Source organism: Sphingobacterium lactis, assembly GCF_011046555.1.
Taxonomy (GTDB): domain Bacteria; phylum Bacteroidota; class Bacteroidia; order Sphingobacteriales; family Sphingobacteriaceae; genus Sphingobacterium; species Sphingobacterium lactis.
Map to the genome: position 1 here is coordinate 1,273,368 of NZ_CP049246.1, position 13,707 is coordinate 1,287,074.

Consider the following 13,707-nt stretch of genomic DNA (forward strand, 5'->3'; position numbering starts at 1 on the left):
CTAATAATAGTTTGTCCGTCTGATACCCCACACTTTCAACAATATAAATCCAAATAGAGCACCGCCGACATGGGCTAAATGCGCAATGGAAGAGCCTGAGCTCGAGAAGCCTAATACAACTTCGATAACGATCAGAATAGGGATGAAATATTTTGCCTTGATCGGAACCGGTAGAAAGATTAGCATCAGTTCAGCATTTGGAAATAAATATCCATAGGCCAACAGCAGTCCGTAGATAGCTCCCGATGCACCGACCAATGGTGTGCGGTAAATGGAGGAGATTACATCGGCCTGTTCCATTGTTAGGTTATTCATGAATGCCGTACCGTATTTATGCCAAGGCATGATGGTATTCGTAATTTGGAATACCTCGAAGGCCTGTACGCCATATTGCAGGACTAATGCGCCCAATCCGCAGATGAAATAGTAGTTGAAGAATTTCTTCTGCCCCAATACATTTTCGATAACGGATCCAAACATGACCAAAGCGAACATATTGAAGAATATGTGGCCAATACCGCCGTGCATGAACATATAAGAAATCACTTGCCAAACCTTAAAATTTGGCGAGTCTGGGTAGAAGACACCCAGTAGGCCATATAGCGGTTCGAAAGCTAGCGTGGCCAGGAAAAGAAGCACATTTATGATTAAAAGGTTCTTTGTTATCGTTGGTAAATTTCCCAAAAAGTTGTTCATATCCTATTTTCTTCGATCTTAGTTTGTTCTACCGAATCGCTCGGCCAGTTCCTGCAGGGTAATGGTAATGATGACCGGTTTCCCCGTCAGGGAAATATTCGGAGACTCACACGCAAATAGGCGATCGATCAGATCGGCCATGCCCTCGTTATCCAATTTGGTGCCCGGTTTGATGGAAGCATTCTTGGCCAAACTTTTTGCCAGCCGCTCCCGCTTGCTCAAGCGCAGGTCACTCTGATGTTTAAAATCCTCCAGAAGCTTCTCAATGATCTGACTTTCATTGATGTTCTCCAGGTCTGCGGGGATTCCGTCAACAATATACGTAGTTTTCCCAAAAGGGCGTAACTGAAAACCCAAAGCATGGATCTCCGGCAGTATTTCCTGGACCAGGGCAAAGTCTGCCGGATTCAGGTCTACGGTCTGCGGAAACAAGCTCTGTTGACTAGAACCTTGATTCTGCACTAATTGTTGTTGAAATTGTTCAAAAAGTATACGTTCGTGCGCCGCTTGCTGGTCGATCAGCATAAAACCCGAGTGGATCTGCGAGACAATATAGCGGTTGTGCAACTGAAAGAACTGCTTTTTAGGTTGGTCCGAAGGCTGGATAAATTCTTTTTCGCTACTGCTCTCCTCCGGCAATAGCGATAGCTGTTCCACTTCCTCCGTTTCCGTAATCTGGTACAGGCTATCCCAATTCTGCGGGATACTCGTCTTGCGCTCCAATTGCTCCGGTGCGGTATAGGTACGCGTCGGGCGTGCCGTGCCGTCATCAAAAGGGTTGAAGTTTGGGTTGAAGCTGATGGTCGGTGCCTGGATTTCGTCCAATGGCTTCGGTGTAATCAACGTATCAAACCCGGTCTCCTGATTGAAATCCAGTGTTGGTGCAATATTGAATCGACCCAAGCTGCGCTTTACCGCAGAGCGAAGGATTGCATAGATGGCCTTTTCGTCCTCGTATTTGATTTCCGTTTTTGTCGGATGCACGTTGATATCGATCTTGGAAGGGTCGATATCGATGAACAGCACATACAACGGAAAGGTGTCGGCAGGCAGGATTTCCTCATAGGCGTTTAATACCGCATGGTTGAGGTACGGATCCTTGATAAACCGGTTGTTGACAAAGAAGAACTGCTCGCCGCGCGTTTTCTTCGCAAATTCAGGCTTGCCGATGAAACCTTTGATGTTCAGGATGGTAGTTGTTTCTTCCACGGGCACCAGACGCTGGTTGTAGCTGTTGCCGAACAAGTGGACGATGCGCTGCTTCAGCGCTTCCTTTGGCAGGTGGAACAATTCGTTCCCATCGCTGTGGAAGGAAAAGAAAATCTCCGGATGGGCCAGGGCGATGCGTTGGAACTCGTCAATGACATGGCGCAGCTCCACGGAGTTGCTTTTCAGGAAATTCCGGCGCGCGGGGATATTGTAAAAGAGATTCTTCACCGAAATGCTCGTACCCGCAGGGGCCTGATCGGGAAACTGCTGGATCACTTCAGATCCTTCAATCTCTATTACCGTGCCCAGTTCATTCTCAACGCGACGTGTCTTCAGTTCCACATGAGCAATGGCCGCAATCGAGGCCATGGCTTCTCCACGGAATCCCATCGTGCGGATCGCAAAAAGATCCTCCGCCTTCCGGATCTTGGAGGTCGCATGCCGCTCAAAACAGAGACGTGCATCCGTAACGCTCATCCCACAGCCATTATCGATCACCTGGATCAATGACTTGCCCGCATCTTTTATGATAAGTTTTATATGGTCTGCTCCCGCATCGATCGCATTTTCCATCAGTTCCTTCACCGCTGAGGCTGGTCGCTGTACGACCTCCCCCGCAGCAATCTGATTTGCGACTGAATCTGGAAGCAATTGAATGATATCCGACATAATTTACAAAGGTACGAATTTGACCGTAATCGATAGGGTCTGCCGGGGGCTACTTAACCGATTTTTTGTAAAAATAAGGCGATGGCGTTCCTGAGTGGATATATATACGTGAAAGAGGGAAAAGGGCAGCATAAAAAAAGGCTGCCCACGATCGGGGCAACCTTCAGGTTATATATAGCGTTTATGTGAATAAGGGCTTTATGCGATCGTTTTGTCGATAATCGCCAATGCTTTGTCCAGATCTTCCTTCGTTACGGTCAGGTGCGGACGGAAGCGAATGCTGCGGTCGCCACAGCCCAGGATCAATAGGTTCTCCTTCATCAGGTCGGCAACAAATTTATCCCTCGCTTCTTCTGAAGGGAGGTCAAATGCTGCCAAAAGTCCTTTCCCGCGAACATTGGAAATCGCATCGTGTTTCTCTGCCAGATCCTGCAGTTTGCCCTGTAGATACTCACCCAAAGTAGCTGCTTTCTCCACTAGGTTTTCCTGCTCGATAATTTCCAGGATCAATTTGAATCGGACCATGTCCACCAAGTTTCCACCGAAGGTGGAGTTGATGCGGCTCGATTCCTTGAATACGTTTTTCTCTACGCGGTCGAATTTCTCCTTGCTGGCCAAGATTCCGCATACCTGTGTTTTCTTTCCGAAGGAAATGACATCCGGTACAATGCCATAATGTTGGTAGCACCACATTTTACCCGTCATGGCAATCCCAGTCTGCACCTCATCAAGGATCAGGATGATATCATTTTTATCGCAGATCTCGCGCAACTGCTGGAAAAATTCCTTACGGAAATGGTTGTCGCCACCTTCTGCTTGGATCGGTTCCAGGATCAGACATGCGATATCGTTGGGGTTTTTGGCAATGGCTGCTTCAATTTCCTGAATGGCCTGCTTTTCCACTTCGATGGTTTCATTGATGGTTTCTTCCGTCAACGGGAATTTCAATTTCGGATTGGTGATCCGTGGCCAATCGAATTTTGGGAAGTACATGTATTTCCGAGGGTCCTTGGTGTTGGTCAAGGATAGCGTATAACCCGTGCGGCCATGGAATGCCTGTTTGAAATGGATGACCTGACTGGCTTCCTGATCGATGCCGTTGGCAAGGTTCAGGCGTGTTTTCCAATCGAATGCCGCTTTCAGAGCGTTTTCTACCGCCAGTCCACCGCCGTCGATGAAGAAGCAATATCCCAATTCTTGTGGAATGCCCACACGCTCGAAAGTTTCCAGGAAATCGGCATACTCATCCGGATAGATATCCGATAGGGCAAGTTTATTGACCGATGCCTTTTCCAATTGTGCGGTGTTGGCAAGAATATAGGGGTGGTTGTATCCCACCGGTGATGATGCGAACATGCTGAACATGTCCAGGTATTCCTTGCCATCGATATCCACGATGTACGAACCGTGGGATTTCTCCAGGTCCATCACGACCGGCAGACCGTCTGCCAGAATATGTCTTGCAAGTTTTTGATGCGTTTCTCTCATAATGGTACTATAAATCAAATTTGATACCTTGTGCTAACGGTAGATTGGTTGTATAATTGATGGTGTTTGTCTGTCTTCTCATGTAGATCTTCCAAGCGTCGGAACCGGATTCGCGGCCTCCACCAGTGTCTTTTTCGCCACCGAATGCGCCACCGATTTCAGCACCCGAGGTGCCGATGTTCACGTTGGCAATGCCACAGTCCGACCCGTTCTGGCTCAGGAACAATTCTGATTCGCGCAGGCTATTCGTCATAATGGCTGAGGAAAGCCCTTGTTTCACACCGTTCTGCAAGGCGATGGCGTTGTCCACCTCGCCTGTATATTTGATCAGGTACAGGATCGGGGCAAAGGTTTCATGCTGCACGATCTCGTACTCATTCTCCACCTCTGCAATAACCGGGGTTACATAACAGCCGCTCTCGTAGCCTTTCCCTTTCAGGACTTCGCCCTTCGTCAAAAGCTTGCCGCCTTCGGCCTTTACCTTATCCAAGGCACTTAGGTACATGTCTACCGCTGCCGTATCGATCAATGGACCCATGTGGTTGTTGCTGTCCAACGGATCGCCGATTTTGATCTGTTTGTAAGCATCTACCAATGATTTCTTCACCTTGTCGTAGATGCTTTCATGGATGATCAAGCGTCTGGTGCTCGTACAGCGCTGACCAGCTGTACCTACAGCGCCGAATACCGCGCCGATGATGGTCATCTTAAGGTCTGCACTTGGCGTAACGATGATGGCGTTGTTGCCGCCGAGTTCCAAGAGTGATTTCCCCAAGCGCTGAGCCACGGTTGCAGCCACCTGCTTACCCATGCGCGTAGAGCCTGTTGCGGAAACTAATGGAATGCGCTCGTCCTCAGCAATCCATTTCCCCACTTCGGCATCGCCGGTAATGATCGAAGATATGCCTTCAGGAAGTTTGTTTGCCTTTAGGATGTCAGCGATGATGTGCTGACAGGCAACCGCACATAGCGGTGTTTTTTCCGATGGTTTCCAGACTACCACATCGCCACATACGAGTGCCAATGCTGCATTCCAGGACCAAACGGCAACCGGAAAGTTGAAAGCCGTGATAATGCCGACCGTCCCTAGAGGATGGTATTGGTCATACATGCGGTGTCCTGGTCGTTCCGAATGGATGGTGTTCCCATAGAGCTGACGTGAAAGACCGACTGCAAAATCACAGATATCGATCATCTCCTGTACTTCGCCCAATCCCTCCTGATAGGATTTACCCATTTCATAGGACACCAATTTTCCGAGGATGGGTTTCAGCTCGCGGAGTTTCTCGCCAAGTTGGCGCACGATCTCACCGCGCTTCGGTGCAGGGATATCCCGCCACACCAATTTCGCCTTTTCGGCCTCCTGTATAACTTTCTCGTATTCTTTCTTTGTCGTAGAACGTACTTTACCTATTAATTTGCCGTTTGTAGGGGAGTATGATTCGATCAACTCACCTTTAGCAAACCATTTGTTCCCTGTGGAACCACCCAGGTTCTCGTTTTCTATTCCTAACGCTTTTAATTCTTTTGATGTCATAATATGGTTTATATTATTCGAAATTTCACTAAATATAGAGAATTATTTTTGTTTTGATGAATTGCCGGTCGAATTATTTCGTAATTTAGATGCTAGTTTCCGCTCCTTCCGGAAAACTGGATGGCTAACCCCTGGCTTTGGGCAAGGGGAGGGGATGAGTTCCGCGGCTTGGATAGCGCGATGGAAAACGGTCGCGAAGCGGGGAATACGAGAAAATAACCAATACCTTTATATATACTATATACAAACACCATGGACTACTTAAATCTTGAGGAATTGTTCCTGCCCGAGCATCTTTTGGTTCGGGATACCGTTCGTGAATTTGTGCGGTCTGAAATCCGCCCTGTCATCGATTCCTATGCGCAGGATCACCGGGAGATTCCCGATCTGATGCGGAAGCTGGGAGCGGTCGGTGCCTTGGGTCCGTTCATTCCTGTCGAATATGGCGGCGCGGGCCTTGACCAGATATCGTATGGTTTGATCATGCAGGAGCTGGAGGTCGGTGATTCGGCGATCCGTTCGGCAGCATCGGTGCAGTCCTCGTTGGTTATGTTCCCTATATATAAGTACGGCTCGGAGGAACAGCGTCTCCGCTTCCTGCCGAAGTTGGCAACGGGAGAGCTGATCGGTGCCTTCGGCCTGACTGAACCCAACCATGGTTCCGATCCGGGGAGCATGGAAACGAAATTGGTTCGCGATGGTGATGGCTATCGCCTGTCGGGGGCAAAGATGTGGATCACCAATGCCCCGCTCTGTGATATTGCGGTGGTGTGGGCACGCGACGAGGAAAAGAAGATCCGGGGCGTGATCGTGGAGCGTGGGTTTGCAGGCTTCACAACGCCTGAGACCAAGAATAAATGGTCCCTGCGGGCCTCCAAGACTGGGGAGCTTGTTTTTGAGGATGTATTTATCCCGCAGGCGAATGTCCTTCCCGAGGTCTCCAGTATGCGCGGACCGCTTTCGTGCCTCAATTCCGCGAGGTATGGGATTTCCTGGGGCGCCATCGGAGCGGCGGTGGACTGCTACGAAACAGCCTTGCGCTACGCAAAGGAACGGACGCAGTTCGGAAAGCCCATTGCAGCCTTCCAGCTGCAGCAGAAGAAATTGGCAGAAATGCTGACCGAGATCTGCAAGGCGCAATTGTTATCGCTGCGCGTAGGGCAGCTGAAAGATGAGGACCGCGCAACAGCGGCACAGATTTCCATGGCCAAGCGCAACAATGTGCATATGGCGCTGCAGGTGGCACGGGAAGCCCGTCAGGTGCTCGGCGCCATGGGGATCGTCGGCGATTACCCGATTATGCGGCATATGATGAACTTGGAATCCGTAATAACCTATGAAGGAACCCATGATATCCATTTATTGATCACGGGGATGGACATTACGGGGATTAGTGGATTTCAGTAGCTGCGCAGATGTTAGATGTGAGTATTGAGATATGAGATAGTAAGGCGGCCATTGGGTCGCTTTTGTTTTGTGGGGGAGATGAATTTAGTTTGGATATGTTTGCTGGCGCACGTCTTTTGTGGTGGGCTTTGCGTTGGCGGAATTGTGCCCGGCCTAAACTCGCCGACGGGATCGCTGGCGCACGTCTTTTGTAGTGGGCTGCGCGTTGGCCGACTTGTGCCCGGCCCAAACTCGCAGACGGGATCGCTGGCGCACGTCCTTTGTGATGGGCTGCGCGGTGGCGGACTTGTGCCCAGAGCACCTGCCCGGAGGTAGAGGCTCGTACATGCCCCTGCGTTTTCAACTGATTGCGCCACGTAACCCCGGAGGGGTGCAACTATTTTAGCACTGGTGATAGGATAAAATTGCCCGACCGCCCCGTTTTTTTGTTTGCTTCAGCAAACAAAAAAACGGGGCGGTCGGGCTTTGGGTATGTGTAGGCGCACTGCTAAAATAGTTCAACCCCTCTGGAGCGCATGGCGGATGGAGGTCTATCGCCCAGAAAACCCCCAGACATCCCATTTCCTGCTTTTTCCGGCGTTTGCGGTAATCGCACCGGCCGGAACCCCGATATGAGCGCTTAACCTCCATATTGCTTTTCGGTTGTAAATCGTGCACTGCGTGCGATAAACGGAGATTTTACCTAAAATTTACCTTTTTTCACCCACTTTACCTGTCTGGACCTTGTCCGAGGTGAGAGCGTGGTGAGAGCGTACCGAGAGCGGGGTGAGAGCGTGTCCATGGGACGCTCTCACCTCGGTAGTACCCCGGATGCACCTCGGATGCATGTCGGACAAGGTCCAGGCAAGCCGCAAGGCTGTTCCTGCACCGGTATGAGATTAGGGGAATGGCAACGGGGGCCGTACCCGTTTTGCGGGATGGACAGTGCGAGAGCGTGTTGGGTTTGCGGATTTTTTTATGAAGAGGGGATTCTGCCATGGATCTGGCAACCGGGGATGGTGGCCGCGGAAATGGCGGCCGCCGGAATGAATATAGGGAATATATTTTTGATGGGGTGGATAATAAGCGTTTAATATAATATGGGAGGGGGGCCTTCCGACGGGACCGCGTCGGCCATCCCCCCGGGCACAAGAGATCCGCCGCACTGGCCCTCCGCACAACTCTTGCGCCAGCATCCGCACTGCCCGCGTTCCGTCCCCGGACGGCCCCCTTTACCCCCGCAACCCGCTTTCTGCCGCGCTTCCCCGAAAATTATCCGCCATTGGCATAGGCAGTTACGCGCTGTCCCCGAAAATTCTTTGCCGGGCCCCTTGGAGATATGGATTGTTTTGTCCTATCTTTGCACCACTCCGCAAGGGAGGGACGCCGGAAACGGCACTGACATATGGGTAATTGGAACGGATCGGAAGGTCGCCTTTGGGCACCGGAAGATGACCGGAAAAGAGCCCCCGAAAATTATTTCAAAATAAATTTTGGGGATTAAAAAAAACCTCTTACCTTTGCAGTCCCAACTACGGGGAACGGCACAGGGCGCGACGCCCGGAGCCGGAAAACAATGACAGATCAGGACCCTTCCGGGGTCACGATATACAGGCCGAGGCGCGACGCGGAGGCCGCATAAGTTCTTTAAATGATCATGTAGCGCAGCGATTAGTCGGAAGACGAAAGCTGAAGATTTATTAAGTTAAGTCAATTCAGAAAATCTCGGGAGCGGGAGAACAACATTAATACAGACGATTCTATTTTTATAAATAGTCTCGATCGAAACTTCATTTTACAATGGAGAGTTTGATCCTGGCTCAGGATGAACGCTAGCGGCAGGCCTAATACATGCAAGTCGGACGGGATCCAGGGGGTAGCTTGCTACCTTCTGGTGAGAGTGGCGCACGGGTGCGTAACGCGTGAGCAACCTACCCATATCAGGGGGATAGCCCGGAGAAATCCGGATTAACACCGCATGACACAGCAACCCCGCATGGGGACACTGTTAAATATTCATAGGATATGGATGGGCTCGCGTGACATTAGCTAGTTGGTGGGGTAACGGCCCACCAAGGCGACGATGTCTAGGGGCTCTGAGAGGAGAATCCCCCACACTGGTACTGAGACACGGACCAGACTCCTACGGGAGGCAGCAGTAAGGAATATTGGTCAATGGGGGCAACCCTGAACCAGCCATGCCGCGTGCAGGATGACTGCCCTATGGGTTGTAAACTGCTTTTGTCGGGGAATAAACCCCACTACGTGTAGTGGGCTGAATGTACCCGAAGAATAAGGATCGGCTAACTCCGTGCCAGCAGCCGCGGTAATACGGAGGATCCGAGCGTTATCCGGATTTATTGGGTTTAAAGGGTGCGTAGGCGGCACTTTAAGTCAGGGGTGAAAGACGGCAGCTCAACTGTCGCAGTGCCCTTGATACTGAAGTGCTTGAATGCGGTTGAAGACGGCGGAATGAGACAAGTAGCGGTGAAATGCATAGATATGTCTCAGAACACCGATTGCGAAGGCAGCTGTCTAAGCCGTTATTGACGCTGATGCACGAAAGCGTGGGGATCGAACAGGATTAGATACCCTGGTAGTCCACGCCCTAAACGATGATGACTCGATGTTTGCGATATACAGTAAGCGTCCAAGCGAAAGCGTTAAGTCATCCACCTGGGGAGTACGCCCGCAAGGGTGAAACTCAAAGGAATTGACGGGGGCCCGCACAAGCGGAGGAGCATGTGGTTTAATTCGATGATACGCGAGGAACCTTACCCGGGCTTGAAAGTTACTGAAGCATCCAGAGACGGATGCGTCCTTCGGGACAGGAAACTAGGTGCTGCATGGCTGTCGTCAGCTCGTGCCGTGAGGTGTTGGGTTAAGTCCCGCAACGAGCGCAACCCCTATGTTTAGTTGCCAGCATTTAAGGTGGGGACTCTAAACAGACTGCCTGCGCAAGCAGAGAGGAAGGCGGGGACGACGTCAAGTCATCATGGCCCTTACGTCCGGGGCTACACACGTGCTACAATGGATGGTACAGCGGGCAGCTACACAGCAATGTGATGCCAATCTCGAAAAGCCATTCACAGTTCGGATCGGGGTCTGCAACTCGACCCCGTGAAGTTGGATTCGCTAGTAATCGCGTATCAGCAATGACGCGGTGAATACGTTCCCGGGCCTTGTACACACCGCCCGTCAAGCCATGAAAGCTGGGGGTGCCTAAAGCATGTAACCGCAAGGAGCGTGTTAGGGCAAAACCGGTAATTGGGGCTAAGTCGTAACAAGGTAGCCGTACCGGAAGGTGCGGCTGGAATACCTCCTTTCTAGAGCCCGCCCCGAGAGGTCGCTGCGCGACATCATGATCATATATTGAATAAAAAGAAGACATTCAGAAGAAAGTGCCCGCCCCGCAAGTGGGAGGTACCGAGAGATGAGAGAGATAAGCTAGTCCCGTAGCTCAGTTGGTTAGAGCACTACACTGATAATGTAGGGGTCAGCAGTTCAAATCTGCTCGGGACTACGACGCGAAGGGGAATTAGCTCAGCTGGCTAGAGCACCTGCCTTGCACGCAGGGGGTCAACGGTTCGAATCCGTTATTCTCCACGAATCCTGAACGATCCGGAGATAGTATGTGGACCACGGTCTCACATCTCATATCTCAGGTCTGATATCTGGATAAAGAGTTCTTTGACATATTGGAAGAAAAGAGATAACAAGAGAAGACAACAGAGGCACGGTCATTCCTTCGGGGATGGTACGGCCAAGAGCAACCTACCACTTGGCAAAAGGGGTGGTAGCGTGAAGAAAGTAAACAAGGGCACACGGGGGATGTCTAGGCTCTCAGAGGCGATGAAGGACGTGATAAGCTGCGATAAGCCACGGGGATCGGCAAATGCGAATCGATCCGTGGATTTCCGAATGGGGCAACCCGGCATGTTGAAGACATGCCATCAAATGAGGCGAACGCGCTGAACTGAAACATCTAAGTAGGCGTAGGAGGAGAAAATAACAATGATTTCCCAAGTAGTGGCGAGCGAACGGGAAAGAGCCCAAACCATGTTTGTTACGGCAATCATGGGGTTGTAGGACCACGACATTGTACTGTGCTATGAACTGGAAGCAGGTGGGAAACTGCGCGATAAGGGTGAGAGCCCCGTACAGGCAAAGAATACAGGCATAGTGGTATCCTGAGTACCGCGGGACCGGAGAAATCCTGTGGGAATCCGCCAGCACCATCTGGCAAGGCTAAATACTCCTGAGAGACCGATAGTGGACCAGTACCGTGAGGGAAAGATGAAAAGAACCCCGAACAGGGGAGTGAAAAGAACCTGAAACCGTGTGCTTACAAGCGGTCGGAGCGGAGCGATTCCGTGACGGCGTGCCTTTTGCATAATGAGCCTACGAGTTACTCTTGTCCGGCAAGGTTAATCGATTAAGTCGAGGAGCCGAAGCGAAAGCGAGTCTGAACAGGGCGCATAGTCGGACGAGGTAGACGCGAAACCTTGTGATCTACCCTTGGGCAGGTTGAAGGTGCGGTAACACGTACTGGAGGACCGAACCGATAAACGTTGAAAAGTTTCCGGATGACCTGAGGGTAGGGGTGAAAGGCCAATCAAACTGGGAAATAGCTCGTACTCCCCGAAATGTTTTTAGGAACAGCGTCGGCATATGAGTCTAGCAGAGGTAGAGCTACCGATTGGGTGCGGGGGAGTCAAATCCTACCAAATCCAGACGAACTCCGAATGCTGCTAGATATGGCCGGCAGTGAGGCTTTGGGTGCTAAGGTCCAAGGCCGAGAGGGAAAGAACCCAGACCATCAGCTAAGGTCCCCAAATCCGTTCTAAGTTGAACTAACGAGGTCCGGTTGCCCAGACAGCTAGGATGTTGGCTTGGAAGCAGCCATTCATTTAAAGAGTGCGTAACAGCTCACTAGTCGAGCGGCCGGGCGTGGATAATAAACGGGCATCAAGAACGGTACCGAAGCTATGGATTGCAATTTATTGCACTGGTAGGGGAGCATTCCATCGGGGGCGAATCCGCAGGGTGACCTGTGGTGGACCTGATGGAAAAGCAAATGTAGGCATAAGTAACGATAAGGCGGGTGGGAAACCCGCCCACCGAAAGACCAAGGTTTCCTGATCAACGCTAATCGGATCAGGGTCAGTCGGGACCTAAGGCGCATCCGAAGGGAGGCAGCCGATGGCCAACGGGTTAATATTCCCGTACTGTTGATGACTGCGATGTGGTGACGGAGTAGTGACACTGCCGCGAGCTGACGGAATAGCTCGTTGAAGGGCAAAGGTATTGGACCGGTAGGCAAATCCGCCGGTACAGCTGAAGCCCGATAGTACGGCAAACCCTCGGGGGCGCCGATAGTGCAGGTAAGCAGACTTCCAAGAAAACCCGCTAAGCTTCAGGTCATCAAGACCCGTACCGCAAACCGACACAGGTGGTCGAGGAGAGAATCCTAAGGTGCTCGAGTGAATCATGGCTAAGGAACTCGGCAAAATGGCCCTGTAACTTCGGGAGAAGGGGCGCTTCCTCCAGCGATGGAGAAGCCGCAGTGAAAAGGCCCAGGCGACTGTTTAGCAAAAACATATGGCTTTGCGAAATCGAAAGATGAGGTATAAGGCCTGACACCTGCCCGGTGCTGGAAGGTTAAGAGGGGATGTCATCCGCAAGGAGAAGCATTGAATCGAAGCCCCAGTAAACGGCGGCCGTAACTATAACGGTCCTAAGGTAGCGAAATTCCTTGTCGGGTAAGTTCCGACCTGCACGAATGGTGTAACGATCTGGGCGCTGTCTCAGCCATGAGCTCGGTGAAATTGTGGTATCGGTGAAGACGCCGGTTACCCGCAACGGGACGGAAAGACCCCATGAACCTTCACTATAGCTTAACATTGAAATTGGGTACAGGATGTGTAGGATAGGCGGGAGTATGTGAAGCGGTTTCGCCAGGAATCGTGGATACAACCTTGAAATACCGCCCTTTCTGTATTCGGTTTCTAATCCCGCTAAGCGGGAGACATTGTTTGGTGGGTAGTTTGACTGGGGTGGTCGCCTCCAAAAAGGTAACGGAGGCTTTCAAAGGTAAGCTCAGTACGCTTGGTAACCGTACGCGGAGTGCAATGGCATAAGCTTGCTTGACTGTGAGACCTACAAGTCGACCAGGGTCGAAAGACGGACATAGTGATCCGGTGGTTCTGTATGGAAGGGCCATCGCTCAAAGGATAAAAGGTACTCTGGGGATAACAGGCTGATCTCCCCCAAGAGCTCATATCGACGGGGAGGTTTGGCACCTCGATGTCGGCTCGTCACATCCTGGGGCTGGAGAAGGTCCCAAGGGTTGGGCTGTTCGCCCATTAAAGTGGCACGCGAGCTGGGTTCAGAACGTCGCGAGACAGTTCGGTCCCTATCTGTTGTGGGCGCTGGAAGTTTGAGTGGATCTGACCTTAGTACGAGAGGACCGGGTTGGACGGACCGCTGGTGAACCTGTTATGCCGCCAGGTGTACGGCAGGGTAGCTACGTCCGGGATAGATAAGCGCTGAAAGCATCTAAGTGCGAAACTAGCCACGAGATGAGACTTCCTCATAAGGGTCGTCGGAGATTACGACGTCGATAGGCCACAGGTGTAAAGGTTGAGAGACCAAAGCCGAGTGGTACTAATAGCCCGAAGCTTTCCAATGCGGATAGTCTGTTGTCCTCTCTCTTTTTTGAT

The 13,707-nt window shown here is 51.3% G+C and carries 5 protein-coding genes, 2 tRNA genes and 2 rRNA genes; 5 read left to right on the forward strand and 4 right to left on the reverse strand.

Annotated features, from left to right (window positions below):
• The 4 genes from G6N79_RS05580 to amaB form a co-directional block, all read right to left on the reverse strand.
• Positions 1–696 carry a rhomboid family intramembrane serine protease gene (locus G6N79_RS05580; RefSeq protein WP_103907961.1) on the reverse strand — a complete coding sequence of 232 codons (696 nt, stop codon included), beginning with the start codon at positions 694–696 and terminating at the stop codon, positions 1–3.
• Positions 697–714: 18 nt separating this feature from the next.
• On the reverse strand, positions 715–2,574 hold the full coding sequence (mutL, locus tag G6N79_RS05585) for a DNA mismatch repair endonuclease MutL (protein ID WP_103907962.1): 1,860 nt from the start codon (positions 2,572–2,574) through the stop codon (positions 715–717).
• Between the two features lie 198 nt (positions 2,575–2,772).
• A complete protein-coding gene (gene lat / locus G6N79_RS05590; protein ID WP_317046390.1) occupies positions 2,773–4,062 on the reverse strand; it encodes an L-lysine 6-transaminase in 1,290 nt (429 codons plus the stop codon).
• Positions 4,063–4,069: 7 nt separating this feature from the next.
• Entirely contained in the window at positions 4,070–5,599 is a 1,530-nt protein-coding gene (gene amaB / locus G6N79_RS05595) for an L-piperidine-6-carboxylate dehydrogenase (protein ID WP_103907963.1), read from the reverse strand.
• 252 nt (positions 5,600–5,851) lie between these two features.
• On the opposite strand from amaB, the gene G6N79_RS05600 reads away from it, so the two are divergent.
• The 5 genes from G6N79_RS05600 to G6N79_RS05620 all read left to right on the forward strand — a co-directional run bounded on the left by G6N79_RS05600 (position 5,852) and on the right by G6N79_RS05620 (position 13,674).
• Entirely contained in the window at positions 5,852–7,006 is a 1,155-nt protein-coding gene (locus tag G6N79_RS05600; protein WP_103907964.1) for an acyl-CoA dehydrogenase family protein, read from the forward strand.
• A 1,776-nt stretch (positions 7,007–8,782) separates the two neighbouring features.
• Positions 8,783–10,311, forward strand: a 16S ribosomal RNA gene (locus G6N79_RS05605).
• Positions 10,312–10,434: 123 nt separating this feature from the next.
• Positions 10,435–10,508 (forward strand) — tRNA-Ile (locus G6N79_RS05610).
• A 9-nt stretch (positions 10,509–10,517) separates the two neighbouring features.
• Positions 10,518–10,591, forward strand: a tRNA-Ala gene (locus tag G6N79_RS05615).
• A gap of 198 nt (positions 10,592–10,789) precedes the next feature.
• Positions 10,790–13,674: ribosomal RNA gene (locus tag G6N79_RS05620) — 23S ribosomal RNA — on the forward strand.
• Together the 16S and 23S rRNA genes with 2 tRNA genes alongside form the textbook arrangement of a ribosomal RNA operon.
• Positions 13,675–13,707 lie beyond the last annotated feature (33 nt).